26 protein-coding genes and 1 pseudogene are annotated in these 25,436 nt (G+C 70.9%); 19 read left to right on the top strand and 8 right to left on the bottom strand.

Going from position 1 to position 25,436, the window contains the following annotated elements; genetic code table 11:
- Positions 1 to 85: 85 nt before the first annotated feature.
- From AB0J66_RS25935 to AB0J66_RS25905, 7 genes and pseudogenes are all read left to right on the top strand, one after another.
- Entirely contained in the window at positions 86 to 1,279 is a 1,194-nt protein-coding gene (locus tag AB0J66_RS25935) for a glycosyltransferase (RefSeq protein WP_364665412.1), read from the top strand.
- Positions 1,280 to 1,379: 100 nt separating this feature from the next.
- Positions 1,380 to 2,279: an ABC transporter ATP-binding protein gene (locus AB0J66_RS25930; protein WP_364665409.1), complete on the top strand. Its 900-nt coding sequence runs from the start codon at positions 1,380 to 1,382 to the stop codon at positions 2,277 to 2,279.
- The gene (locus AB0J66_RS25925; RefSeq protein ID WP_364665406.1) at positions 2,276 to 3,025 is read left to right on the top strand and encodes an ABC transporter permease; all 750 of its coding nucleotides are present in this window, start codon (positions 2,276 to 2,278) and stop codon (positions 3,023 to 3,025) included. Before AB0J66_RS25930 ends, AB0J66_RS25925 begins: the two co-directional genes overlap by 4 nt.
- 19 nt (positions 3,026 to 3,044) lie before the next feature.
- Positions 3,045 to 4,286 carry a sensor histidine kinase gene (locus tag AB0J66_RS25920; protein ID WP_364665612.1) on the top strand — a complete coding sequence of 414 codons (1,242 nt, stop codon included), beginning with the start codon at positions 3,045 to 3,047 and terminating at the stop codon, positions 4,284 to 4,286.
- Positions 4,283 to 4,900, top strand: a complete 618-nt coding sequence (locus AB0J66_RS25915) for a response regulator transcription factor (protein WP_364665404.1) — start codon at positions 4,283 to 4,285, stop codon at positions 4,898 to 4,900. Before AB0J66_RS25920 ends, AB0J66_RS25915 begins: the two co-directional genes overlap by 4 nt.
- A 103-nt stretch (positions 4,901 to 5,003) precedes the next feature.
- A complete protein-coding gene (locus AB0J66_RS25910; RefSeq protein ID WP_364665401.1) occupies positions 5,004 to 5,951 on the top strand; it encodes a sulfite exporter TauE/SafE family protein in 948 nt (315 codons plus the stop codon).
- A pseudogene (locus tag AB0J66_RS25905) lies at positions 5,948 to 6,297 on the top strand (cbb3-type cytochrome c oxidase subunit I); the annotation flags it as partial. The gene AB0J66_RS25910 and the pseudogene AB0J66_RS25905, both read left to right, overlap by 4 nt.
- On the opposite strand, the gene AB0J66_RS25900 reads toward AB0J66_RS25905, so the two are convergent.
- Positions 6,276 to 6,665 (bottom strand): VOC family protein, encoded by a 390-nt coding sequence (locus AB0J66_RS25900; protein WP_364665398.1) that lies wholly within the window; start codon positions 6,663 to 6,665, stop codon positions 6,276 to 6,278. The pseudogene AB0J66_RS25905 and the gene AB0J66_RS25900 overlap by 22 nt on opposite strands.
- A complete protein-coding gene (locus tag AB0J66_RS25895) occupies positions 6,658 to 7,572 on the bottom strand; it encodes a helix-turn-helix domain-containing protein (RefSeq protein ID WP_364665395.1) in 915 nt (304 codons plus the stop codon). Before AB0J66_RS25895 ends, AB0J66_RS25900 begins: the two co-directional genes overlap by 8 nt.
- A 25-nt stretch (positions 7,573 to 7,597) precedes the next feature.
- Between AB0J66_RS25895 and AB0J66_RS25890 the strand changes: the two genes are divergently transcribed.
- On the top strand, positions 7,598 to 8,710 hold the full coding sequence (locus AB0J66_RS25890) for an FAD-dependent oxidoreductase (protein ID WP_364665392.1): 1,113 nt from the start codon (positions 7,598 to 7,600) through the stop codon (positions 8,708 to 8,710).
- Between the two features lie 592 nt (positions 8,711 to 9,302).
- On the opposite strand, the gene AB0J66_RS25885 is transcribed toward AB0J66_RS25890, so the two are convergent.
- A complete protein-coding gene (locus tag AB0J66_RS25885; RefSeq protein WP_364665389.1) occupies positions 9,303 to 9,806 on the bottom strand; it encodes a hypothetical protein in 504 nt (167 codons plus the stop codon).
- Between the two features lie 152 nt (positions 9,807 to 9,958).
- Entirely contained in the window at positions 9,959 to 11,512 is a 1,554-nt protein-coding gene (locus AB0J66_RS25880) for a glycoside hydrolase family 3 protein (RefSeq protein ID WP_364665387.1), read from the bottom strand.
- A 110-nt stretch (positions 11,513 to 11,622) separates the two neighbouring features.
- Here AB0J66_RS25880 and AB0J66_RS25875 point away from each other — a divergent pair, with 110 nt between their 5' ends.
- The 3 genes from AB0J66_RS25875 to AB0J66_RS25865 are packed head-to-tail and all read left to right on the top strand — an operon-like array spanning position 11,623 to position 14,390.
- Positions 11,623 to 11,754: a hypothetical protein gene (locus AB0J66_RS25875; protein WP_364665384.1), complete on the top strand. Its 132-nt coding sequence runs from the start codon at positions 11,623 to 11,625 to the stop codon at positions 11,752 to 11,754.
- Positions 11,755 to 11,770: 16 nt separating this feature from the next.
- Positions 11,771 to 12,712: a TIGR03557 family F420-dependent LLM class oxidoreductase gene (locus AB0J66_RS25870; RefSeq protein ID WP_364665381.1), complete on the top strand. Its 942-nt coding sequence runs from the start codon at positions 11,771 to 11,773 to the stop codon at positions 12,710 to 12,712.
- Between the two features lie 40 nt (positions 12,713 to 12,752).
- A complete protein-coding gene (locus tag AB0J66_RS25865) occupies positions 12,753 to 14,390 on the top strand; it encodes an ATP-dependent DNA helicase RecQ (protein ID WP_364665378.1) in 1,638 nt (545 codons plus the stop codon).
- A 9-nt stretch (positions 14,391 to 14,399) separates the two neighbouring features.
- On the opposite strand, the gene AB0J66_RS25860 is transcribed toward AB0J66_RS25865, so the two are convergent.
- Together AB0J66_RS25860 and AB0J66_RS25855 are read right to left on the bottom strand one after the other, a co-directional pair.
- The gene (locus tag AB0J66_RS25860) at positions 14,400 to 15,173 is read right to left on the bottom strand and encodes a DUF2927 domain-containing protein (protein WP_364665375.1); all 774 of its coding nucleotides are present in this window, start codon (positions 15,171 to 15,173) and stop codon (positions 14,400 to 14,402) included.
- Positions 15,174 to 15,223: 50 nt separating this feature from the next.
- Positions 15,224 to 15,469 (bottom strand): CBS domain-containing protein, encoded by a 246-nt coding sequence (locus AB0J66_RS25855; RefSeq protein WP_364665372.1) that lies wholly within the window; start codon positions 15,467 to 15,469, stop codon positions 15,224 to 15,226.
- A 129-nt stretch (positions 15,470 to 15,598) separates the two neighbouring features.
- Here AB0J66_RS25855 and AB0J66_RS25850 point away from each other — a divergent pair, with 129 nt between their 5' ends.
- From AB0J66_RS25850 to AB0J66_RS25815, 8 genes are all read left to right on the top strand, one after another.
- Entirely contained in the window at positions 15,599 to 16,165 is a 567-nt protein-coding gene (locus AB0J66_RS25850) for a DoxX family membrane protein (protein WP_364665369.1), read from the top strand.
- A 117-nt stretch (positions 16,166 to 16,282) separates the two neighbouring features.
- Positions 16,283 to 17,614 carry an extracellular solute-binding protein gene (locus tag AB0J66_RS25845; RefSeq protein WP_364665367.1) on the top strand — a complete coding sequence of 444 codons (1,332 nt, stop codon included), beginning with the start codon at positions 16,283 to 16,285 and terminating at the stop codon, positions 17,612 to 17,614.
- On the top strand, positions 17,614 to 18,552 hold the full coding sequence (locus tag AB0J66_RS25840; protein WP_364665365.1) for a sugar ABC transporter permease: 939 nt from the start codon (positions 17,614 to 17,616) through the stop codon (positions 18,550 to 18,552). The genes AB0J66_RS25845 and AB0J66_RS25840 overlap by 1 nt, the downstream gene beginning before the upstream one ends.
- Complete coding sequence (locus AB0J66_RS25835) at positions 18,549 to 19,412, top strand: carbohydrate ABC transporter permease (protein ID WP_364665362.1); 864 nt, start codon at positions 18,549 to 18,551, stop codon at positions 19,410 to 19,412. Before AB0J66_RS25840 ends, AB0J66_RS25835 begins: the two co-directional genes overlap by 4 nt.
- Positions 19,409 to 20,338, top strand: a complete 930-nt coding sequence (locus AB0J66_RS25830; RefSeq protein ID WP_364665359.1) for a Gfo/Idh/MocA family oxidoreductase — start codon at positions 19,409 to 19,411, stop codon at positions 20,336 to 20,338. Before AB0J66_RS25835 ends, AB0J66_RS25830 begins: the two co-directional genes overlap by 4 nt.
- Positions 20,339 to 20,350: 12 nt before the next feature.
- Positions 20,351 to 21,178 carry a sugar phosphate isomerase/epimerase family protein gene (locus AB0J66_RS25825; protein WP_364665356.1) on the top strand — a complete coding sequence of 276 codons (828 nt, stop codon included), beginning with the start codon at positions 20,351 to 20,353 and terminating at the stop codon, positions 21,176 to 21,178.
- Positions 21,175 to 22,227, top strand: a complete 1,053-nt coding sequence (locus AB0J66_RS25820) for a Gfo/Idh/MocA family oxidoreductase (RefSeq protein WP_364665354.1) — start codon at positions 21,175 to 21,177, stop codon at positions 22,225 to 22,227. The genes AB0J66_RS25825 and AB0J66_RS25820 overlap by 4 nt, the downstream gene beginning before the upstream one ends.
- Positions 22,224 to 23,087, top strand: coding sequence for a sugar phosphate isomerase/epimerase (locus tag AB0J66_RS25815; protein ID WP_364665351.1), 864 nt, complete (start codon positions 22,224 to 22,226; stop codon positions 23,085 to 23,087). Before AB0J66_RS25820 ends, AB0J66_RS25815 begins: the two co-directional genes overlap by 4 nt.
- 716 nt (positions 23,088 to 23,803) lie before the next feature.
- Here AB0J66_RS25815 and AB0J66_RS25810 read toward each other — a convergent pair.
- Complete coding sequence (locus AB0J66_RS25810) at positions 23,804 to 24,811, bottom strand: LacI family DNA-binding transcriptional regulator (RefSeq protein WP_364665348.1); 1,008 nt, start codon at positions 24,809 to 24,811, stop codon at positions 23,804 to 23,806.
- A gap of 33 nt (positions 24,812 to 24,844) precedes the next feature.
- Entirely contained in the window at positions 24,845 to 25,423 is a 579-nt protein-coding gene (locus tag AB0J66_RS25805; protein WP_364665346.1) for a methyltransferase domain-containing protein, read from the bottom strand.
- Between the last annotated feature and the right edge of the window lie 13 nt (positions 25,424 to 25,436).

Genomic DNA, 25,436 nt, shown 5'->3' with positions numbered 1-25,436 from the left:
ACAGCCTGTAACGGATAGGTCAGGTTTACGGATGTTGCCGTAGGGCAAGGTTCCCGCGAACCACTGCCCGTACCGGAGGGACCACGTGCGCATCGCCATGATCTCCGAGCACGCCAGCCCCTTGGGCGATGGCGGCCAGCACACCCATGTCGCCGACCTCTCCATGGCCCTGGCCGAGATCGGTCACGAGGTCCGCGTCTACACCCGTCGCGAGTCCCCGGACGTCGCCGACGAAGTCACCACCCCGGGCGGCATCCAGGTCGTCCACATCCCGGCCGGGCCGGCCCAGCTGCTGCCGCCCGACCTGCTCCTGCCGCACATGGGCGAGTTCGCCCGCCTGCTCGAGCAGCAGTGGCGGATGGGCGACTGGCACCCCGACGTGGCCCACGCCCACTTCTGGACCAGCGGTCTGGCCGCGGTCACCGCGGCCCGCCAGTTCGGCATCCCGGTCGTGCAGTCCTTCCACGAGCTCGGCCTGCCCACGCTGGGCGGCAGCGCCGACCGGCCCTCCCGCTCCGGCTACGAGCGCGCCCTCGGGCGGGCCGTCGACCGGGTCGTCGCCCAGTCCCAGGACGAGGTCAGCGGCCTGGTCCGGATCGGCGTGCCCCGGGCCCGGCTGACCGTGGTGCCGGCCGGTGTCGACAGCATCCGGTTCAGCCCCGAGGGCCCGGCGGTCGAGCGTGACCCCGAGCGGCCCCGCATCCTCTCCGTCGGCCGGCTGGTCGAGCGCAAGGGCCTCGGCGACGTCCTGCAGGCCATGCGGTACGTGCCCGGGGCCGAGGTGGTCGTCGTCGGCGGCCCGCCGGCTGAGGAGCTCAAGGCCGACCCGGGCGCGGTCAAGCTGCGCGCACTGGCCGACAAGCTGCAGGTCGGCGACCGGTTCAAGCTCATCGGCCGGGTGCCCGCGCGGGACATGCCGCGCTGGTACCGCTCGGCCGACCTGCTGGTGGCGGCGCCCTGGCAGGAGCAGTTCGAGCCGTCCGCGCTGGAGGCCATGGCCTGCGGCGTGCCGGTCATCGGGACCACGGTGGGCGGGCTGACCGAGACCGTGGTCGACGGGCTCACCGGCGACCTCGTGCCCCCGCGGGACCCGCGCGCGCTCGGCGGCGCCCTGCGGCGCCTGGTCGGCGACAAGGTGCGGCGCTTCGCGTACGGGACGGCGGCGCTCGACCGGGCCCGCCAGGCGTACTCGTGGAAGCGGGTGGCCGCCCAGATCGGCTCGGTCTACTCGGCCGTCACCGGCCTGCGGCGCGACGACAAGACGGAAGCGATGGCGTAAGGCTCGGACCCGGCGTAGGCCTCCATCCACCAACTGGTGGATGGAGGCTTTCGCTCGCTGGTCGATTCGAGGACCGGGGTCCGATTGGGACGCTCGATGCATGACAGTCATCGAGGTCCAGAACCTGCGAAAGGCGTACGGGGACACCGTCGCGGTGCGGGACGTCTCGTTCTCGGTCGAGCGCGGCGAGATCTTCGGCATTCTCGGCCCCAACGGCGCCGGCAAGACCACCACCGTCGAGTGCATCGCCGGCCTGCGCACGGCCGACGGCGGCTCGATCAGCGTGCTCGGCCGGCCCCCCTCCTCCCGGGAGCTGCGCCGGCTGGTCGGCGTACAGCTGCAGGAAAGCCAGCTGCCCGACAAGCTCAGCGGCCGTGAGGCGCTCGAGCTCTTCAGTTCCTTCTATCCGGACCCGGCCGACTGGGCCGGGCTGGCCCACGAGCTCGACGTGCCGCTGGGTACCCGCTACGCCAAGATGTCAGGCGGGCAGAAGCAGCGCCTGTCGATCGCGCTCGCGCTGGTCGGCAACCCGGAGATCGCCATCTTGGACGAGCTCACCACCGGGCTCGATCCGCAGGCTCGTCGCGACACGTGGGGTCTGATCGAGGCCGTGCGTGAACGGGGTGTGACGATCCTGCTGGTCACCCACTTCATGGCGGAGGCCGAGCGGCTCTGCGACCGGCTCGCGGTGATCGATCGGGGGACGGTCGTCGCGCTCGACACGCCGGCCGGCCTGATCGCCGCCACCTCGCAGGAGCAGGTGATCCGCTTCCGGCCCTCGGCCGAGGTCGACCCGGCGCTGCTCGAGGCGCGCCCGGAGGTCCGCCGGGCGCGCCGGCAGGGCTCGCAGATCGAGGTCACGGGCACCGGCAACCTGCTGCACGCGGTCACCTCGGTGCTGGCCGTCAACGACATCATCGCCAACGACCTGCGCATCGAGCAGGCCAGCCTGGACGACGCGTTCGTCCGGCTGACCGGCCGGTCCGACTCGGGGGAGTGACCACCGTGAACGTGTTCGCCAAGCTGACCCTGACCGAGCTGCGGCTGTTCCTGCGGGAGCCGATGGCCGCCTTCTTCGTGATCATTTTTCCGACCCTGCTGGTGGTCATCCTCGGCAGCATCCCGGCCTTCCGGGAGCCCTCGGAGGACCTCGGCGGCGGCCGGGTCATCGACCTCTACGTCGGCATCGCCGTGGTCCTGACCCTGGCCATGGTGGCCATCCAGATCCTGCCGTCGGTGCTGGCCACCTACCGCGAGCGCGGGGTGCTGCGGCGGTACGCGACCACGCCGGTCTCGCCGCTGAAGCTGCTCGGCGCCCAGATGGTGATGAATCTGCTGGCCGCGATCGTCGCCACCGCGCTCGTGCTGGCGGTCGGCCGGATCGCGTTCGACGTGCCGCTGCCCGCGCAGTTCGGCGGCTTCGTGCTGACCTTCCTGCTCAGCGCGGTCGGGGTGCTGGCCATCGGCCTGGTCGTGGCCGCGGTGGTGCCGACCGGCAAGGCCGGCAACTCGGTCGGCACGCTGCTGTTCTTCCCGCTGATGTTCTTCGCCGGGCTGTGGACGCCGCGCGAGGTGATGCCCGGCGCACTGCAGAAGGTCGCCGACTACACGCCGCTGGGCGCGGCCGAGCGGGCCCTCAACGACACGATGACGGGACATTGGCCGGCCGCCATCTCGGTTACCGTTCTGTTCGGGTACGTGGTGGTGTTCGGGTTCCTGGCGGTCCGCTGGTTCCGCTGGTCCTGAGGAGGCTTTGGTGACGGTCATGGCTGCGGGGCGCAAATCGGATCGGCTGATCACGGTAGTTCCGTACATCGCCCTGGTCTGCACGATCGGCATGATCGCCCTGGGTGAGGCGGCCGACATTCCGCACCGGCCGTGGCCGGTCATCGGCGGCGCGCTCGCGATCACGGCGAGCTGGCTGTTCTTCTGGGTCACCCTGCACCCGGAGTGGGAGCAGAGCCGGGTCAAGATGGGCGTCTTCTTCGCCGGTCTGATCGTCCTGATCGTCGTGCTCGTCTGGTGCAGCCCGCTGTTCGGGTTCTTCGCCTGGACCGGGTACCTCTTCACGGGGTACGCCCTGCGGGGGAACTGGATGATCGCCGGTGGGGTGCTGGTCGCCATCCCCACCGGGCTCTCCCAGGCCGGCGGCTTCTACGTGCTCGACGAGAAATCGGCCTGGCCGGTCATCGCCGTCCTGCTGGCCATCAACATCGGCGTCTCCGGCCTGATGATCAAGGTGACGGCCAAGGCCGACGAGCGGGCGGCCCGGCAGGTCCGGGTGATCGACGAGCTGGCCGAGGCCAACGCCAAGCTGGCCGAGGCGCTCAAGGAGAACGAGGGCCTGCACGCCCAGCTGATGGTGCAGGCCCGCGAGGCCGGCAAGCTCGACGAGCGGCAGCGGATGGCCGGCGAGATCCACGACGTGCTGGCCCAGGGCCTGACCGGCATCGTCACCCAGCTCGAGGCGGCCACCGCGCCCCACGGCGATCTTCACCGGCACTTGGAGGCGGCCAAGCAGCTGGCCCGCGACAGCCTGACCGAGGCCCGGCGCTCGGTGCACGCGCTGCGGCCGCGCCCGCTCGACGCGGCCGGCCTGCCCGAGGCGATCGGGGAGGCCATGACCGCCTGGTCGCGGCTGAGCGGGGTCGGGGCCGAGCTGGTCACCACGGGCATGGCCCGGCCGCTGCTGCCCGAGATCGAGACGACTCTGTTGCGGACGGCGCAGGAAGCGCTGGCCAATGTCGCGCGGCACGCGTCCGCCGAACGGGTGACTTTGACGCTGTCCTACATGGAGGACGTGGTGACCCTGGACGTGCACGACGACGGCGCCGGCTTCGACCCGTCGGCCCCGCGCACCAGCGGCGAGAAGGGCGGCTACGGGCTGGTGGCGATGAAGGAGCGGCTGCGCCGCATCGCCGGCACGCTCGAGGTCGAGTCGGAGCCGGGGGCCGGCACGGCGCTGTCGGCCTGCGTGCCCGCCCTGTTCGCGGGGGCCGCCGCGTGATCCGCCTGGTCATCGTCGACGACCACCCGGTCGTCCGCGACGGGTTGCGCGGCATGTTCGCCGGCGACGACCGCTTCGCCGTGCTGGGGGAGGCCGGCAACGGCCAGGAGGCGCTGGCCGTCGCGAATTCCGTCGACCCGGACGTGGTGCTGCTCGATCTCCGCATGCCGGTGATGGACGGCGTGACCACCATCCGCGCGCTGGTCGAGCGGGGGTCGCGGGCCCGGGTGCTGGTGCTGACGACGTACGACACCGACAGCGACGTGCTCCCGGCGATCAAGGCCGGCGCTACCGGTTACCTCCTGAAGGACACCCCGCGCGAGGAGCTGTTCCGGGCCGTCGTGGCGGCCCACCGGGGCGAGTCGGTGCTGTCGCCGGCGGTGGCCGGGCGTCTCATGGGGACCCTGCGCTCGCCGGCCAAGGAGCCGCTGAGCCAGCGCGAGGTCGAGGTGCTCAAGCTGATCTCCCAGGGCCACTCCAACCGGGAGGCGGCCAAGCTGCTGCACATCAGCGAGGCCACGGTGAAGACGCATCTGCTGCACGCCTACGCGAAGCTGGGCGTACGGGACAGGGCGGCCGCCGTGGCCGCGGCCTTCGAACGCGGTCTGCTCTGACGCCGTCCCGGTCACTGGGAGAACTTGCCACGACCACGCTGCGTTTCCTATTCTCACCAAACCAACTTGGTATGTGGGATATCTAGGGAACGGTGGTCAGGACATGCGCAAGCTCTTGCTCCTCGCCCTCGTCGGCCTGGGAGCCCAGCTGGTCGACGGCAGCCTGGGCATGGCCTACGGCGTCACCTCGACCACGCTGCTCCTGGCGATCGGCACCAACCCGGCCGCCGCCTCGGCCACCGTTCACCTCGCGGAGATCGGCACCACGCTGGTCTCCGGGGTGTCGCACTGGAAGTTCGGCAACGTCGACTGGAAGGTCGTCCTCAAGATCGGCGTACCCGGCGCGATCGGGGCGTTCGCGGGGGCGACCTTCTTGTCGAACCTGTCGACCGAGACCGCGGCCCCGCTGATGTCGATCATCCTGCTGGCCCTGGGCCTCTACGTCTTCATCCGCTTCACCACGCAGGGCCTGCCCAAGGGCCACCTGGGCAAGCCGCTGCGCAAGCGGTTCCTGGCCCCGCTCGGCATCGTGGCCGGCTTCGTCGACTCCACCGGCGGGGGCGGCTGGGGCCCCGTCGGCACGCCCGCCATCCTGGCCAGCGGCCGGCTCGAGCCGCGCAAGACGATCGGCTCCATCGACACCAGCGAGTTCCTGGTGGCGGTCGCGGCCAGCCTCGGCTTCATCGTCGGCATCGGCAACGAGAACATCGACTACACCTGGGTGCTGGCCCTGCTGATCGGCGGCGTGATCGCCGCCCCCATCGCGGCCTGGCTGGTCCGGATCATCCCCCCGCGGGTGCTCGGCTCCCTGGTCGGCGGCCTGATCATCCTGACCAACAGCCGCACCCTGCTCAAGAGCGACTGGATCGACGCCGGCGACGGCGTGCGCTACAGCGTCTACGCGGTGATCTACGTGGTGTGGGCGGCCGCGATCGCCTACTCGATCGCGCAGTACCGCAAGCACCGTGCCGAGGACGAGGCCATCATCGCCGAGGCCGAGGCGCTGGTCGCCGCCGACGACCGCCCGGACGAGAAGAGCATCGCCCGATAGGCAAGGTGCACTTCTGGCTGACCTTCGTCGGCTTCCACACGACGTTCCTGGTGCGGCACTGGCTCGGCGCCGAAGGCATGCCCCGGCGCTACGCCGACTATCTGCCCGACGACGGCTTCACCACGCTCAACACCGTCTCCACGATCGGCTCGCCACGTCGTGCCCGCCGCCGCTGCGCAACTTCGACCGCATGCCGCGCATCCGGTCCGAGCGGCCGGCCTTCGACGCCAAGTTCCCCGAGCTGGCGGCCGGCGAGCAGACCGAGGCCGGGCCGCCCGAGGGTGGCGCCCGTCCGCTGACCAGCGAATCCCACGGCGGGGCGACCTACACCGAGGACCCCCGGTAGGTGCCGAACTGCCAGAGGTTGCCCTCCGGGTCGCGGGCGGCGAAATCGCGGGAGCCGTAGTCGGTGTCGTACGGCGGCTTGAGGATCTCGGCGCCCGCCTTGACCGCCCGGTCGTACAGGGCGTCGATGTCGTCGGCCACCACGTAGCAGCCGAAGGTGCCCGGCTTGAGCGTCCAGCCCTCGTTCTTGACCGTGCCGAGCATGATGCCGCCGCCCAGCGGCCAGGCCAGCTCGGCGTGGGCGACCTGGTCGTCGTCGCCGTACACGACGGTCTCGGTGAAGCCGAACGCGTCGACGAGGAAGCGGATCAGAGCACGGGCGTCGGTGGCGACCAGCGTCGGCCACACCTGAGGTCGTGGTTCAGTCATACCGCTCATCGTGCGCGGCCCGGTCGGCCATGGCTTGGACAAAACCGAACTCGCCGGCCAGCCAGCCGCTCGGCGTACACCCGGCCAGCGCGCGGAATTCGCGCACCAGATGCGACTGATCCGCATAGCCGAACCCCGCCGCCAGATCGGCCAGCCGCCGGCCGGGCCGCAAGGCCCGCCGGGCCCGATCGAACCGCGCCACCCGGGCCGCCTCCTTCGGGCGCAGCCCGACCTCGGCCCGGAACCGGTCGGTCAGGTGGCGCCCGCTCCACCCGACCTCCGCCGCCACCGTCGCCACGCTGACACTTCCGGTCAAGAGCCGGCCCCAGGCGTACGCCACCTCGGGCGCGACGCCACTCGCACTCCGCCCCGCCATGGTCAGGGCCGGCTGCCGCCTCCCGGTGCCGGGTGGGGTGAGGCCTATGCGCGCGGGCTGGTCAAGGGCTCGGCCCAGCACCTGGTCGACGGTCTGGAAGCGCTCCGGCCAGGAGGAGGCGGTGACCAGACGTTCGCGGATCTCGGCGATGCGGGCGTCGTCGAGCACGGATGACGCCGACACGTCCAAGCCGGACAATTCGCCCGCTGGGAGACCTAGCAGCGCGCGGCAACCCAGCGGCCGCAGGGCCACTTGCACGCCCGATTGCCGGCCCTGATGGCTGATCATCGCGGGGGCGAGGTGCAGGCCGCCGAGCAGCGTGTCGTAGCTGCCGGCGCGCTGCCGCGGATCCGGATGGGCCTGGACGACGAGCGGCTCGTCCATCGTGAAGATCAACGTCAGGTACGGCGACGGGAGCCCTCGATGCACGCCCGGGGCGAGACCGCGCTGCCGATAGCCCGAGTAGAACGCGACGTACGGCCGCAGCCGCGCCGAAGGGCGACCGCTCGCATACTCGTCGACGACGGACACCTCCGAAGCATGACACGATGCGATGATGCCGAACGCCACAGTGATCGGAGCGGGTGTGGGCGGCCTGGCCGCCGCCATCGCCCTGGCCCGCCGGGGCTGGACGGTGACGGTGCTCGAACGGGCCCCGGCCCTCGAGAACGTCGGCGCCGGCCTGGGCATCGCCCCCAACGGCCTGCGCGCCCTCGACGTCCTCGGCCTCGGCGACCAGGTCCGCCAGCTGGCCGCCCTCCAGGGCGCGGCCGGCCTCCAGCGCCCCGACGGCACCTGGATCTCCCGCACCGACGCCGGCGCCGCCGAGGCCCGCTTCGGGCTGCCCACGATCGTCGTCCACCGCGCCGCCCTGATCGAGTTGCTGGCCGGCGCCCTGCCGGACGGCGTTCTCCGGCTCGGTGTCCCGGTCGAGGAGGTCGATCCCGCGACGGGCCGGCTGGTCACCCCGGACGGTTCGTGGACGGCCGATCTGGTGGTGGCGGCGGACGGGCTCAACTCGGCCGTACGGCGGCAGCTGTTCCCGAGCGCCCCCGGCCCCGTCTACACCGGCGTGACCAGCTGGCGTTTCGTCGTGCCGCGCCCGCTCGGCACGCTGGAGCTGTCGGAGACGTGGGGCGACGGCGCCGTGGTGGGCGTGGTCAACCTCGGCGACGACCGCGTCTACTGCTACGCGACCGCCCCGGCCCCGTCCGGCGAGCGCTCCGACGACGAGCGGGCCGAGCTGCTGCGCTGGTTCGGCTCCTGGCACGAGCCGATCCCGTCCCTCATCGCGGCCGCCGGCGAGATCATCCGTACCGACATCCGCTGCCTGGACAAGATCCCGCCGTTCTTCCACCGCGGCCGCGTCGCCCTGCTCGGCGACGCCGCCCACGCCATGACCCCGAACCTCGGCCAGGGCGCCTGCCAGGCCCTCGAGGACGCCGTCGTCCTGGCCACCCACGCCGGCGACCTCGCGGCCTACTCGAAAGAGCGAGCGCCGCGGACCGCGGCCATCGCCGCCGCTTCACGCCGCATCGGCCGCGTCGCCGCCCTACGCGGCCCCGCCGCCGCCCTCCGCAACGCCGGCATGGCCCTGGCCGGCCGCCTCGGCCCGAATCTGGTCCTCCGCCAGATGGACCCGATCTTCAAGTGGCACCCGGAATCATGAACGGGTTCAAGAACCGCCCGGCGTCGAACAAAAGATTTTGGGTGTGGGCGAGGCCGTTCCTGTGGCCGGCTCGTTAAGAACGTTGTCTCCGTCCTTCTCGCTTCGATGCCCTCCGCGCGGGGTCACCGAGGACCTCGGTCCGGCCCGATGCCGGACGGGAAGAAGGGAGACGCACCTTGGACGTTGAGAGACGTCCGCCGAAATGGGAACGATGGCTGCCCCTCGTCACGGTGGCAGCCGAGCTCATCTCGGCGCTGGCGGCCCTGATCGCGGTTGTCAGTGGGTGTGGCGGCCCTACCTAGGCAGGGCCGCCCAAGCAAGGGCCCGTTCTGGTTCGCGCTCCGGGGCGGGCCCTTGGCATGCCCTTTGCGGTGGCTCCCGGCCGGCGTACCCGGCCAACGCCAATAGGCGCCGGTCGGCGCCCCGCAATTTGGTAAACGAAGGGCGGAGGTTCCGGCAACGGGGCGGCGGCGCGCAATCTCGCCGTCGGCCGGCGGGAGACCGGCCAGCTGAGGCAGACGCGCCGTCGCTGCCCCCGCCCCGGCCGGGCTTGGGGGTGGCTGGGGCCCGGCCGCCGTGTGCCGGCTGGTGGTCAGTCGGCCAGGGCCTTGGCGAGGTCGTCGCGGAAGGCGCGCTCGTTGTCGGTGACGGTCTCGGCGCCGATGCCGAGGACGCCGCCGGTGGTGGCGGCGCCGACGACGCTTTCGGCGATCTCGACGAGCCAGTGCTTGTAGGTCTCGGCGTCGGCCTGCTCGGCCTTGGCGGTGAGCAGGGCGTTGGCCTCGGCGGCGCGGCCCAGCACGTCCTCGGCGTAGGCGATCGGGTCGCCGGGCTCGATGACCGGCGGCTCCTCGCCGATCTCGGGGTCGCCCACCCGGGAGACGATCGCGCCGGCCACGGCGGCCACCAGCGGGCTGGCCGAGGCGCGGGCGTCGGAGATGACGCCGAGGCCGGCGGCGCTCTCCTGGCGGGTCTTGCGGGTGCTGTCCGGCGACGCGGCGCTCGCCGCGGTGAGCACCGACTGGGGGAGGCCGACCAGCAGGCCCCACTCGGGGTCGGTGAAGCCCAGCATGGAGTACAGCGGCTCGTCACTCACAGGTGAAATCCTTACGTCCGGCGGTCAGTAAGCCGTAGCTCTTATACCCCACCGGCGCCGGGCCGACGCGGATGACCGCTTTCCGGGACGCGCTTGCGGGCCCGGACGCGGCGCGCGGGGTCCCCCGTCCGGGCGCCGCGTCCGGGCCGGTCTCAGGCCGCGAGCGGCTGCGGGGTGGGGGCGGGGACGACGGTGCCGGCGATCAGCTCGGCCGCGGCCTGGCCGCAGGCGCGGGTGGCGCCGTAGGTGGCGATGTGGACGGCGCCGGCCACGGTCACGGGCAGACCCATCTCGACCACGATGGCGTCGGGGCGGGCGGCCAGCAGCTCGGTCAGCGCGGCGGCCTGCCAGGGGTGGCGGTGCACGTCACGGACGACCACGACGAGCGGGCGGTCGCCGGCCGCGGCGAGCACGGCCGCCGGGGCGATCTCGCTCTCCTCGAGGCGGACCGACTCGGTGCCGGGCAGCAGGTCGTCCAGGGGAGCGCCGATGCCCCACGGCGTTTCCTCGCCGATGGCGATGTTGCGCGGCGGAGCGAACTCCACCACGTAGGCCGGGCCGGTGATCGGCAGGGGAGTGGCGCCGTCGGCCAGGGTGACCCGGACGGCACGGCGGGCGGCGTCGAAGCCGATGCCCGAACCGGCCGACAGCACGGCCACCTCGGGGCGGGCGTCGGCGATGGCGCGGGCACCGGTCGCGGTCTGGGTGCGGGTGGCCCACGCGCCGAGCTCGCGCACCCGGGCGGCGGCCTCGCGCAGTCGTTGCTCGGGCAGCGTGCCGTCGGCCACCGCGGCCACGATGGCGTCGCGCAGCTCGGCCGCGGTGTGCTCGTCGGCGTGGTCACCGCCCACGCAGATCGCGTCGACGCCGGCCGCCAGGGCGCGCACGGTGGCCCCGGTCAGGCCGTACTTGCGGCGCACGCCCTGCATCTCGATGCCGTCGGTGACGATCAGACCCCGGAAACCCAGCTCCTCACGGAGCAGACCGGTCAGGATGCGGCGGCTGAGCGTCGCCGGCAGCTCCTGGTCGTACGCGGGCACGACCAGGTGACCCGTCATCACCACCTGGACGCCCGCCTCGATGGCGGCCCGAAAGGGCACGAGCTCACAATCGGCCAGCTGCTGCCGGTCGCGGTCGATGAGCGGCACGTCGAGGTGCGAGTCGACGCTGGTGTCGCCGTGGCCGGGGAAGTGCTTGGCGCAGGCGGCGACGCCGGCCGCCTGCAGGCCGCGGACGAACGCGGCGGAGTGGCGGGCGACCAGGTGCGGTTCGGCCCCGAAGGCCCGTACGCCGATCACCGGGTTGCCGGGGTTGCTGTTGACGTCGGCGTCGGGCGCGTAGTCGAGGGTGATGCCGGCCTGGGCCAGGTCGTCGCCGAGGTCACGGGCGACCGCCTCGGTCAGGGCGGCGTCGTCGATCGCGCCCAGGGCCAGGTTGCCCGGCCGGGAGCTGCCGAGCCGCGACTCGAAGCGGGTGACGTCGCCGGCCTCCTCGTCGATGGCGACCAGGACGTCGGGGCGCTCGGCCCGCAACTGCGCGGTCAGGGCCGCGACCTGGGCCGGTGACTCGACGTTGCGGGCGAACAGCGCGACGCCGCCGAGGCCCTCGCCGAGCCAGCGGCGGACCCAGTCGGGTGCGCTGGTGCCGACGAACCCCGGCTGGAGCACCGTCGCGGCAAGCTCCGGCAATTCGCCAAATTTCGGCATTTGTCCCCCGTGGTAGCGGTGACCTACTCGCGTGCGGTCCCAATGGTCACATCGGTTTGCGGTTTAGTCAACAAACCTTTCTATTAGCTGTGGGCCGTTAGGGTGGAGCTGTGACGTCAATCCCCTTTGCCGCGTCTGGTGTCGACTGGTCAGAGGTGCACGCCGTGCGCTTGCTCGGCCTCGCGCTGGCGGCCTTGTTCCTGCTGTGGGCGATCCGCCGCATGTTCGGCGGCAAGAAATAGGGGTATCGGGGCGGGTATGCGCATCGGTTACTTCTTGTCCTGCGAGGAATACACCCCGGCCGAGCTGATCGAGCAGGCGCGCGGCGCCGAGCAGGCCGGCTTCCAGGCCCTCTGGATCTCCGACCACTACCACCCGTGGGTGGACGCCCAGGGCCAGAGCGCCTTCGTCTGGTCGATGATCGGCGCGATCAGCCAGGCCGCGCCCAGCCTGGAGATCACCACGGCCGTGACCTGCCCGACCGTCCGTATCCACCCGGCCGTGATCGCCCAGGCCGCGGCGACCAGCGCCGTGCTGACCGGGGGCAAGTTCCGGCTCGGGGTCGGCACCGGCGAGGCCCTCAACGAGCACATCTTCGGCGACGCCTGGCCCGAGCTCGACGTACGGCTGGAGATGCTCGAGGAGTCGATCGAGATCATGCGTGGCCTGTGGAAGGGCGGCAACTACTCCCACCACGGCAAGCACTACACGGTCGAGAACGCGCGCATCTACACACTCCCGGAGAAGCCGGTGGAGATCCACATCTCGGCGTTCGGGCCCAAGGCCGTCGAGACCGCCGGGCGTCTCGGCGACGGCTACGTCAGCGTGATGCCCGACGGCGACCTCGTCTCCCAGTTCCGCCAGGCCGGCGGCGAAGGCAAGGTCGTGCAGGGTGGCTTCAAGGGCGCCTTCGCCGCCACCGAGGAGGAGGGCGCGCGCATCGCGTACGAGAAGTGGCCCAACTCGGGCGTGCCCGGCGAGCTCTCCCAGGTGCTGCCGACGCCCAAGCACTTCGAGCAGGCGTCCCAGCTCGTCACCCAGGACATGGTCAAGGAGAGCTTCATCTGCGGCAACAACCCGCAGGGCCACCTCGACATGATCGACCAGTTCCGCCAGGCCGGCTTCGACGAGGTGTACGTGGCCAACACCGGCCCGAACTACCAGGGACTTCTGGACATGTACGCCAAGGAGATCCTGTAGGCGTTTGCGCGCGGACGACCCGGGGCACAATGGCCGCTCGATGAAGATCCCCGTCTACGGACCCCGCCTGCGCAAGGCCGCCCGCAAGCACTTCGGGTGGCCGTCGTTGCGCCCCGGCCAGTTCAAGCCGATGCGCGCCGTGCTGCGCCGGCGTGACGCCCTGGTCGTCCTGCCCACCGGCGCCGGCAAGTCGGCCATCTACCAGATCCCGGCGGTCCTGCTGCCCGGCCCGACAGTGGTGATCTCGCCGCTGCTGGCCCTGCAGCAGGACCAGATCGCCGCCCTCAACGAACGCGACGACCCGGCCATCCGCGCCGTACGGGTCAGCTCGGCCGAGACCCCGGCCCAGCAGCGCGAGGCCATCGCCGAGATCGCCGCCGGCCGGGCGGAGTTCCTCTTCATCACCCCGGAGCAGCTCAGCGACCCGGAGCGGATGGCCGAGGTGCGTGCCCTCAAGCCGGGCCTGGTCGCCGTGGACGAGGCGCACTGCATCTCGTCCTGGGGTCACGACTTCCGACCCGAGTTCCTGGCCCTGGGCGAGCTGATCAAGGGGATCGGCCGCCCGCCGGTGCTGGCCCTGACCGCGACCGCCTCGCCGCCGGTCCGCGAGGACATCATCGAGCGGCTGCACCTGAAGGACCCCGAGATCCACGTCTCGGGTCTGGACCGGCGCAATCTGTTCCTCGAGGCCGCGTACTGCCCCGACGAGAACTACCGCTGGCGCAACCTGACCTCGCTGCTGGACACCGGCGCCCGGCCCGGCATCATCTACGTGCCGACCCGGCGCTCGGCCGAGGAGCTCGCGGAGAAGCTGACCGAGGCCGGCTACCCGGCCGACTTCTACCACGGCGGCATGGCCGGCGGCGCCCGCGAGCAGAAGCACGAGGACTTCACCAACGACAAGGTCGACATCATGGTGGCGACCTCGGCCTTCGGCATGGGCATCGACAAACCCAACATCCGCTGGGTCGCCCACATGGCCCTGCCCGACTCGCCCGACAGCTACTTCCAGGAGATCGGCCGGGCCGGCCGCGACGACGACCCGGCCCAGGCGCTGCTGCTGTGGCGGGCCGAGGACGAGGCCATCCAGCGCTTCTTCGTCGGCGGCGCCCCCGACGAGGCCGAGCTGCGGGAGCTGGCCGCGGCCGTACGCTCCGGGCCGTCGACCAAGGCCGAGCTGAAGGAGAAGACCGGCCTCGGCCCCCGCAAGCTCTCCGCCTACCTGGCCCTGCTGGAGGAGGTCGGCGCGGTCGTGACCGGCCGCGGCAGCCGCCTCACCGTGCCCGTCTTCGCCCCGCTCCCGGCCGCCGCCGCGGCCGAGGCCCTGAAGGTGCACGAACGCCAGCAGATCCTCGACCGCTCCCGCACCGACATGATGCGCGGCTTCGCCGAGACCCGGGCCTGCCGTACGCAGACCCTGCTCGCCTACTTCGGCGAGGACCTCGCCAAGCCCTGCGGCCACTGCGACAACTGCGCCGAGGGCTCGGCCGCCGAGATCGAGGAGGCCTCCGGCGACGAGCCGTTCCCCGTCCACAGCAAGGTCCGCCACGCCGAGTGGGGCGTCGGCATGGTGATGAGCTACGAGGAGGAGCGCATCACCGTCCTGTTCGACGAGATGGGCTACAAGACCCTCTCCGTCCCCGTCGTCCTGGAGAACGAGCTGCTGACGGCCGCGTAGACTCCCCGGTCAGCCGATCGTCACCTTGCCCTCGACGGCGTGGCGGCTGTCGCCGGGCTGGATCGCTCCGTCGTACATCAGGCGGATGATCGCCTTGTCGAGCGCCGAGTACCGCGACGGGGCGTCGCTGTACTCGCTGTAGAAGATGCTGTCCGGATGCTGGGCCGACTCCTCCGACAGGCCCATGACCTCGGTCAGCTCGCCGCGGATGAGCCGGCACCGCTCGGCCGCGGTGCTCCGGTCCGAGCGGATCAGGATGGTGGCCTTGCTGATCTGGTGCTCGCCGGCCCAGGTCGTGGTGTAGTAGGCCGCGTCGTCCTCGGCGTAGTCGTACGCCGGGACGATGGACTTGAACTTGCTGATCGGGGCGATGTAGATCTCGACGTCACCCGGGCCGTCACCCAGGCGCAGATCGTTCGACCGGGTCAGCGCGTTGAAGTCGGCGATCGTCTTGTCCAGGCAGCTCCGGCCCGCATCGGTGAAGCCGTGCACGCGCACGGCGACCAGCTCATCGGTCCACCGGTTGACGACGTTGCCCCTGTTCCCGTCCCCGGTCCCGAGCGCCACGGCGAAGAAGTAGTTGAGAGCCGCCTGGCTGATCTTCGGCTTGACCACCTTCGACGGCGACGGCCTCGGCGTCGAGGCCGGCTTGGTTGTCGCCGTCACTGACACCGAGGCCTCCGGCGCGGCCACACTGCCGTGGGCCGGCTTGTGGCAGGCGGCCAGGAAGCCGGAGGTGATCAGGAGCAGCGACAGCACGCCCTTGGAAACAGCCGAACGCATGGCGAAGCCCTTCTCTAAAAAGGCGCCAGGATCGTACGGCCCGGCTTCGGTCACCGCTGTCGAGGGCTCTCGAGGTAGACCTCGGTGACGCCGGGGACGGTGCGGGTCAGGGTGGTCACCACGGTTCGGTCGGTGTCGGTGGGGAAGGGGCCGGTGATGGTGGCGGCGCCGCCGGTGGGGGCGACGACGGGCAGGGCGGTCACGCCGTTCGTGGTCAGCAGGGTCGCCGCGTCCTCGACGGGGGCGGTGGGGGCGACGGTGAGCACGGGGGTCGTCATCACGTCCTTGGCTCTCATGGGTTCATCGTCGCGCACGGGGAGGGCCGGGACACAGGACCAAAGTCCCGGGCCGGTCGGGAGCTTGGGCCCCTGTGTGAGCAGGGGCGGGAGAGGAGTCTCAGTGGTGTAAGCGATTGAGGAGGAACGATGAACGCCACCGCTGAGAGCCGTGTCAACCACCTCGAAAACGTCGAGGCGCCGGGGGCCATGCTCACCCGTACCGCCGCCCGGGCCCTGGCCGTCCTGCGCATCTCGACCGGCCTGGTCTTTCTCTGGGCCGTCCTGGACAAGGCCTTCGGGTTCGGCTACGCCACGCCGGCCGAGCGGGCCTGGGTGAACGGCGGGTCGCCGACCAAGGGCTTCCTGTCCCATGTCGAGGTCGGGCCGTTGCAGGGTTTCTTCCGGGACATCGCCGGCGCGCCGTGGGCCGACTGGGCGTTCATGCTCGGCCTGCTCGGCATCGGGCTCGCGCTGGTCCTGGGCATCGGCCTGCGGATCGCGGCCGGCGCCACGATCGTGATGATGGCGCTGATGTGGGCGGCCGAGTGGCCGTTGGCCCGCAACGCCGGCTCGAGCAACCCGCTGATCGACTACCACGTGATCTACGCGATCGGCGCGGTCGTCGTGGCCCTCACCTACGCCGGGTACACCTGGGGCCTGGGCCGTTACTGGGCGAGCCTGCCCTTCGTCCAGAAGCATCGCTGGCTGATCTGACGACTACGCAGCAGAGAGGCAACAACTGGCAACTCTTTGCCGCCGCCGCACGCTCGACGAAACCATCGCGTAACAGTGATGCGGGTCACCCCGCACCGGCAGCGCGGAGGAGACGAGATGGGAAAGATGCGTGCGGCGATGGCGCTGGCTGGTGCGACGGTCCTGGCCGTCGCCCTGACGGCCTGCGGCGGCGGGGACGACGGGGGCGGTGGCGGCGACGGCAAGACGCTCAACGTCCTGATCGGCGCCAACACCCAGTACCCGGACGAGTTCGCGGCCTGGAAGAAGGACATCAGCGCCAAGTTCAAGGCGCAGACCGGGGCCGAGGTGAAGTTCGAGGAGTTCGCCAGCGCCAACGACGAGCTCACGAAGATCCAGACCTCGGTGGTCGCGGGTTCCGGACCGGACGTGTACGCGGTGGGCACCACCTTCACCCCGACCGCCTACTCGACCGGCGCGTTCGTGAAGCTGGGCGACGAGGAGTGGCAGAAGATCGGCGGGCGGGAGAAGTTCAACCCGGCCACGCTGGGCATCTCCGGGCCGGACGAGCAGAACCAGGTCGGCATCCCGTGGGTCAGCCGGCCGTTCGTCATGGCGTACAACACGGAGATCCTGAAGGCGGCCGGCATCGACAAGCCCGCCACCACCTGGGACGAGCTGACCCAGCAGGCCAAGCAGATGACCAAGGGCGACCAGTACGGCCTGGCCATCGCCTACAAGGACAACTTCGACCCGTGGAAGTTCGTCTGGGGCATGTCCGCCCAGGCCGGCAACCCGCTGGTCGACGGCAAGACGGCCCGGCTGCAGGACCCGACCGTGCAGAAGGCGTACCAGACGTACTTCGGCTGGCTGGCCACCGACAAGGTCGTCGACCCGGCCGCCGTGGGCTGGACCAACCCGCAGGCCGTGGCCGCGTTCGCCAAGGGCAAGACCGGCTACTTCGCGCTGACCACGACCACCGCGGCCAACTCGCTCAACCAGGGCGCGGTCAAGGGCAAGTGGAAGTTCGCGCTGCTGCCGACGGTGCCGCCCGGCGCCACCAGCCGCCCGGCGGGCGGGGTCGAGGCCGCGAGCATCCTCTCCGGCGACAACCTGCTGGTCGCCGACTACTCCAAGAACAAGGACCTGGCCTTCGAGTACGTCAAGCTCGTGACCGACCAGGAGGTCCAGCTCGACTACTACAAGAAGTTCGGCAACCTGCCCGCCAACGCCGCCGCCCTGCAGACGCTCTCCACCGACGAGACGCTCGGGCCGGTCACCGAGGCGGCCAAGAAGTCGGTGGCCACGCCGTTCACCGGCGCCTGGAGCGACATCCAGCTCGCGCTGACCAACGTGGCCGTGCAGTCGCTGCCCGACCTGGCCAAGGGCTCGATCAGCCCGGCCCAGATCGACGCCCGGGTGGCCGACGCCCAGAAGTCCGCCCAGTCCGCCCTCGATCGGGCGAAGTGATGACCACGACGATGACGCGGGAGCAGAAGGCCCCGCCGCATCAGCGCCGCAAGGGGGTGACGCAGCAGCAGCGCCCGCTGTGGCTGCTCACCCCGGGCGGAATTCTCCTGGTCCTCGTGGTGCTGATCCCGCTGGCCCTGGCGGTCTACCTGTCGCTGCTCGACCTCGACCAGTACACGCTCCGGCGGTGGATCGAGGCCCCGTTCATCGGCTTCGGCAACTACGTCGAGTCGCTCGACTCCGGCCTGCTGCACTCGATCTGGATCAGCGTGTCGTTCGCGGTGCTGTCGACGGCGGTCACCGTGCCCATCGGCATCGCCGCCGCGCTGGTCACCCAGAACGCGTACCGGGGGCGCAGCCTCGTGCGGGCCGCCTTCCTCATCCCGTACGTCCTGCCGTCCTTCGTCGTGGCCTCGGTCTGGCGCACCATGCTCCAGCCGGACGGCGTGGTCAACGCGTGGCTGGCGAAGGTCGGCGTGGACGGCGGGCTGTGGCTGAGCGGCCCGAAGTCGTACTGGACCTTGGTGTTGGTGGAGATCTGGGCCGCCTGGCCCTTCATCTACCTGATGGCGCTGGCCGCGCTGCAGTCGGTCGACCACGAGGTGCACGAGGCGTCGGCGGTCGACGGCGCCACCTGGTGGCCCAAGCTGCGCCGGGTGATCCTGCCCTATCTGCGCGGGCCGGTCCTGCTGGCCTGCCTGCTGGCCACCCTCAACCACATCAACAACTTCACGCTGCCGTTCGTGCTGTTCGGGGCGCCGGCTCCGGACGACGTCAACGTGATGCCGATGCTGGTCTACGTCACGAGCTTCCAGGGGTTGCGCTTCGGGCTCAGCGCGGCCATGGCGGTGGTCTCGCTGGTCATCATTGCCATCCCGCTGTACGTGTACTTGCGCGCCGTGCGTCTGGACGTGCACGACGAGGGAGGCCGCAAATGAGTGCCTCGGCCGAAGCGACAAGATTGCTCCCGCGGCCGCTGCTGGCCACGATGACCGTGATCCTCTGCGCGATGGTGCTCGTCCCGGTCTCGTACATCGTGCTGGCCTCACTCAACTCCGACGTCGGGGTGGCCTCGGGCGAGTTCTGGCCCAGCTCGTTCAGCTTCGAGAGCTACACGAAGATCTGGACGACGGCCGACCTGTCCACCGGCATCGTCAACAGCCTGATCGTCTGCTCGGTCACGGCCGTGGCCTCGGCCCTTCTGGGGACAACCACGGCGTACGTGCTGGTGCGCTACAGCTTCCTCGGCCGGCTCACGATCCTGCGCGGCCTGGTCGGGCTGCAGAGCATCCCGGGCACGCTGATGCTGCTGCCGGTCTTCGTGCTGTTCTCCTCGGCCGGCAACTACCTGGGGCTGACCGTGATCGGCACGCGCTGGGGGCTGTTCGTGGCGTACCTGACCTTCGCCCTGCCCTTCTCGACCTGGGTGATGGTCACCTATCTGCGCGGGCTGCCGCGGGAGCTCGAGGAGGCGGCCCGCACCGACGGGGCGTCCACGATGGTCATCCTCTGGCGGATCATCTTCCCGCTGAGCCTGCCCGCCATCGTGGTCTCCGGGATCTTCGCGTTTCTGCTCGGCTGGAACGACGTGCTGTTCGCGTCGGTGCTGACCCGGCCCGAGACGCACACGGCGGCGGTCGCCCTGTCGATCTTCGGGTCGGCTCAGGAGGGCGGGGCGCTGCCGGTCTACTCGCAGATGATGGCGGCCGCGCTGATCTGCGCGCTGCCGGTGGTGCTGTTGTACCTGGCCTTCCAGCGCTATCTGGTCGGCGGGCTGACGGCGGGCAGCGTCAAGTGAGGGTCGCGGTGATCGGCCTCGGGACGGTGTCGGTGGTGCATCTCGCGGCTATCGCGTCCGCTTCTTCCGCGGAGTTGGTGGGCGTCTCCGAGGGGCGCTATCGCGATCATCGGATACTGCTGGAGGAGCTGCGGCCGGACGTGGTGCACATCTGCACTCCACATGATCAGCATGTGCCGGTGGCGATCGACGCCCTGGAGCACGGAGCGCACGTGCTCCTCGAGAAGCCGGTGGCGCACACCGTCGCGGCGGCTGATCAGCTGGTCGCCGCGGCCAAGGACCATCCGTCGTCGACGGTGGGCGTGTGTCTGCAGAATCGCTACAACCTGGCCTCGGTGGCGGCTCGGGAGCTGCTGGCGTCCGGTTCGCTGGGGGAGATCGTGGGCGCGTCGGCGACGGTGCTCTGGCATCGCGACGACGCGTACTACCGGGCCCGACCCTGGCGCGGACAGATCGGGCGCAGCGGTGGCGGCGTCTTGATCAACCAGGCCATCCACACGCTTGATCTTTTGCAGTGGCTGCTCGGGGATGTTGCCGACGTCGCCGCCCAGACTGGACATTTCGCCCGCCGTTCGGTGGAGGACACGGTCACCGCTGTCCTCGATCACGTCGGCGGCGCGCGCAGCGTCTTTTTCGCCACGGTGACGAATGCCGTGGACGCCCCGGTGACCATCGAGATCGCGACCACCCGGGCGACGTTGATCATCCGGGGCGATCTGACCGTGCGGCATGCGGACGGGCGCGTCGAGGTGATCTCGGAGCGCCGGGCCGGCTCCGGTGGGCCTTCCTATTGGGGCGCCTCCCATGAGCTGCTCATCGCCGACTTCTACCGCTGCCTGCGTACTTCCGAGCCGTTCCCCGTCGACCTCGCCGAGGGGATGAAGTCCCTGCGCCTGGTCGACGAAATCTACCGGCAGAACATCTGAAAGGGCGACGCCATGTGGACTCTCTCCGGCTTCTCCGACGAGATCTCCCCTGACTTCACCGAGCAGTGTCAGGTCGCGAGCGGGCTCGGCCTGAAGTATCTCGAGGTGCGCAGCGCCTGGGACGTCAACATCCTCGACCTCTCGCCGGCCCAGCTGGCCACTGTGCGGGAGACCCTTTCCGCTCATGGGTTGCGGGTGTCCAGCATCGGGTCGCCGATCGGGAAGATCTTCATCGACGAGGACTTCGGGCCCCACCTCGACCGGATGCGGCACGCGGCCGAGGTGGCGAAACTGCTCCAGGCCCCGTACATCCGGATCTTCTCGTTCTTTCTGCGGCCCGGCGCTGATCCGGCCGAGCACCGGGCCTCCGTGATCGACCGGATGCGGGCGCTGGTGCGGGTGGCCGAGGAGGCCGACCTGATCCTGCTGCACGAGAACGAGAAACAGATCTACGGCGACATCCCGGCCCGCTGCCTCGACCTGATCCGGTCGGTGGGCTCGCCGTACTTGAGGCTGGCCTGGGATCCGGCCAACTTCGTCCAGGTCGGCGTGCGGCCCTACACCGACGGTTACGCGATGCTGCGGCCGCACGTGGAGTACGTGCAGATCAAGGACGCTCTGTTCGCCGACGGCACGGTCGTGCCGGCCGGTGAGGGTGACGGCGAGCTCGCGGCGACGATCCGCGCGCTGCGCCACGACGGCTTCGACGGGTTCTTCTCGCTGGAACCGCATCTGGCGGCCGTCAATTCGTACGGCGGCTTCTCCGGGCCCGAGCTGTTCCGCACCGCGTGGCAGGCCTTCACCGGCCTGCTGAAGAAAGAGGAGATCGAGTACGCATGAGCCGGTACAACATCGCACTGGTCGGCGCCGGGGTCATCGGGCGTCATCACGGGCTGGTCATCAGTCAGCTTTCCTCCGTTGTTTCGCTGACCGCCGTCGTGGACGTGGTTCTTGAGCGAGCCGAGGCTCTGGCTTCGTCGCGGGGCGGACGGCCCTATTCCTCTCTGGCGGAGGCGCTGGTTTCGGAGGAGATCGACATCGTGGTCGTCTGCACGCCGACGGGGCTGCACGGCACGGTGGCGATCGAGGCGCTGGCGGCGGGCAAGCACGTGATCGTGGAGAAGCCGGCCGAGATCACGGTGGCCCGCACCGACGAGATCATCGCCGCTCGGGACAAGGCCGACAAATTGGTCACGGTGATCTCGCAGCACCGGTTCGACCCGTCCACTGTGCAGGTGCTCGAGGCCATCCGGTCCGGACAATTCGGGCGGGTCAGCTCGGGGATCGCGGCCATCGACTGGTGGCGCGGGCAGAGCTACTACGACTCGGGCGACTGGCGCGGGACGTGGGAGCTGGACGGTGGCGGCGCGCTGATGAACCAGGGTGTGCACACGGTCGATCTGCTGGTGGCGGCGCTCGGGCGGCCGGTCGAGGTCTTCGCGTACACGGGGACGCTGGCCCACGAGCGCATCGAGGTCGAGGACGTGGCCACGGGCGTCGTACGGTTCGAATCGGGGGCGCTCGGGGTGCTGCACGCGACGACCTCGGCCTACCCGGGGCTCAGCGCGCGCCTACAGGTGCACGGCGACCGCGGGTCGGCCGTGATCGACAACGACGCGCTGGCCTTCTTCCACGCGACGCCGGTCGGCGAGCCGACCGAGGAGAAGCTGATGGGCACGACGCAGGCCCTTTCCGGCGGCGCTTCCGCGGTGGGGGCGAACCCGGGCTCGCTGGGCGACGCACACCGGCTGCAATACCTCAACTTCATTGCGGCGCTCGACGGAAAGGAACGGCTCGTGGTCGATCTGGAGACCAACCGGCAATCGATCGCCGTCATCACCGGCGCGTACGAGTCGGCGCGGACCGGAAAGCCGGTGAGGCTGGCATGAGCCGGATCGCCGCCAACCCCATCCCCTATTGGGCCGTCGCCGGGAAAACGCGCCCGGTCCTCGAGGAGGCCTTCGCCGACTTCCAGGACATCGGATTCACCGCGGTCAAAGCCGACGTGCCCGACGACATGACCGCCGATGCGTACCGCGACTGGATCGCCGGTTACGGCCTGCAACCGGCGCTGAGCCTGTTCAACTCCCCGTTCGACGAGACCGTCACACTGGCCGGCGAGCTCGAGAAGGCCCGCCGCTTCGCCGCCGTCCAGGTCGCCCTCGGCCTCGACCGCACGATGATCTCGTCGATGTCCCGCCCCGAACGGGTGGCCCGCCCCGCCGTCGGCGCCGGCTTCGACGAGGCCCGCCTCACCCGCGCCATCGACATGTGCGGCGAAGTGTGCCGGGCGCTGGCCGCCGAGGGCTTACGGCCGCTGCACCACTCCCACGTCGGCGGCATCTTCGAAACCGAACACGACATCACCCGCCTGCTCGACGACCTCGGCCCCGACGTCATCGGCTTCGGCCCCGACACCGGCCACCTGCGCTGGGCCGGCATCGACCCGGCCCCGTTCATCCGCCGCTACGCCGACCGCCTGGGCGGCATCCACATCAAGGACGTCTTCCCCGACCTGCTCGGCGAACGCGGCCTGTCCTACCGCGAGGCCACCGCCAGCAAACGCCTGTGGGCCGAGCCCGGCCTGGGCATCGTCGACTTCGACGCCGTCCTGGCGGCCATCCCCGCTTCCTACGAAGGCGACTTCATGATCGAAGTGGACGAGCCGAGCGTCGACTCGAAACTGGAGTCCCACCGCATGTCCTTCGCGTGGGCCTCGAAGGCCTTGGCCGGCCGCCTCGCCCCCTGACCCGCCCGTTGGCAGCGCTCGCCCGTTGGCAGCGCTCGCCTGCTGGCAGCGCTCGCCTGCTGGCAGCGCTCGCCTGCTGGCAGCGCTCGCCTGCTGGCAGCGCTCGCCTGCTGGCAGCGCTCGCCTGCTGGCAGCGCCCACCCTCCCAAGGGGGCCCCCGTCCCAGACGATTATCCCGCAGAGGCACAAGATCCCGCCGCCTCCCTGTGGACAGCGGCCTACTGTGGATAGCCGCGCCCTGACTCAGCCCCGTGCTGTTCGGGCCATGCCGGGGGAGTGGTCTGGCAAGCGGCCGCCACACCCTCATTTCGCAGCCGAGCAGGCCCGGCCCTTGGGAGTGGCTGCGCATCGGCGCGGAGTGTGGCTTTCGATTCGGCGAGGCGCGGCGAGGCGAGGCGGGGCGAGGCGAGGGGGGCGAGGCGGGGCGGGGCGAGGCGAGGGGGGCGAGGCAGGGCGAGGCGAGCCGCGGCCAGGCCGGGCGAGGGGAGTCGGGCGCCAGGGCGGCGCTGGTGAACGGCGCGCGTGACCGGATCGGCGGCTACGTGGGTGGCTGCGGCGGGTGTGCGTGGCTGGGTGAGTGGCTGCGGTGGGTGTGCGTGGCTGGGTGGGTGTGCGTGGCTGGGTGAGTGGCTGCGGTGAGTGGGCGTGGCTGGGTGAGTGGCTGCGGCGGGTGGGCGTGGCCGGGTGAGCGGCTGCGGCGAGTGGGCGTGGCTGGGTCAGCGCTTTCGGCGGGTGAAGCGGGCGCGGCCGGTGGAGCGGCGCACGATGAGCCGGACGGGCAGCACCAGGGGCTGCCCGCTCGGCCGGGCGCCCTGGGCGATGGCGATGCAGTTGCGCATGCCGGTGAAGCCCATCCGGTACAGCGGCGACGCGATCGTCGTCAGCTGCGGCTCCACCAGCTCGTCGAAGATGATGTTGTCGAAGCCGACGACGCTCACCTGCTCCGGTACGCCGATGCCGAGCTGCCGCAGGCCCTTGAGGACGCCGATGGCCAGCTGGTCGTTGTAGGCCTGCACCGCGGTCGACTCCAGCTCGGCGACCCGCAGGGCCGCGCTCAGCCCCGCCAGGACCGTCGGCCCGTACGGGCCCACACGCCGTACGTCCAGGTGCAGCTCCACCGCCGCCTGCCGCAGCGCCCGCCAGCGCACCCCGTCCGACCAGCTGGTCTCCGGCCCGGCCACGTACGTGATCCGCTCGTGGCCCAGCTCGGCGAGGTGCTCGACCGCCCGCTTGATGCCGCGTTCGGCGTCGTTGAGCACGCAGTTGGCCTCCGGGATGATCCGGTTCAACAGCACCACCGGCTTGCGCCGGGCCACCATCCGCAGGGCCGAGTCGGTCATCCGGGAGCTGGCGATCACCACCCCGTCGACCTGTTCCAGCTCCCGCTCGATGGTTTGCCGCTCGACCCGCGGCGACTCGTTCGTGTGCGACAGGATCAGCTGATAGCCGGCGTCCCGGGCCGCCTCGTAGGCTCCCTTGATGATGTCGCCGTAGAACGGATTGGTGACGTCCGCGACCACCAGCGCGATCGCTTTCCGCGGCGCCTCTTCCATGGCGGACGAGCGTTTCACCGGCCGTACGCGGTAGCCCAGCTTGTCCGCCGCCTCGAACACCCGTTCCGCGGTGTCCGCGTTGACCCGCCCCGGCCGCGCGTAGGCCCGGGACACGGTGGAGGGCGCCACACCCGCTTCCCGGGCCACGTCGTAAATCGTCGGGCGGCCCATTTCCAGGATGTTACGCGTATCGAAGCCTGCCGATCACGAAAAGCGGCGGCCCGAGTAGACGTACGCCGGTGGCAGGTTCGCCCAGATCGTGCGGCCCACCGCCACCTCGCCGAAGTGGTCGCCGATCAGTCGCCGGAAGCGCCGTGACGGGCCGGTCCAGCGCGTGTAGGCGTAAGCGAACGTCGTGAACGTGCCGCCCGGCGTCAGCCCGGCCGCCACGGCCGCGAGGATCGCGCGCTGCGTCCCGGCGCCGAACGACGACCAGGGAAGTCCACTGACGATGGCGTCCGCACGCCGCCCGCCGAGCACCTGAGCCAGATCGCGGGCATCGGCCGTGACCACCTCGACCCCGGGGTGACGCTCGCGCACATAGCCGGCGAACCGTTCGTTGCGCTCGACGGCGAGATGCCGCCCGCGCCCGCCGAGACGCCGCTGGATCGCCGTTGTGAATGCTCCCGTGCCCGGACCCAGCTCCACCACCAGCGGATCACCTTGCCGGGGAACGTGCCGTACGGCCTGTGCCGTCAGCTCCCGGCCGCTGGGCGCGACTGCGCCCACATCGAGGGGCGCGCGGGCGAATTCCCGCAGAAAGGCCATGCGCCCGTCCGCCATGCGACGCCCCTGG

Source organism: Actinoplanes sp. NPDC049598 (assembly GCF_040675435.1).
Classification (GTDB): Bacteria; Actinomycetota; Actinomycetes; order Mycobacteriales; family Micromonosporaceae; genus Actinoplanes.
The sequence above is the reverse complement of the archived record's forward strand: the minus strand, read 5'-3'. Positions and strand labels throughout refer to the sequence as shown.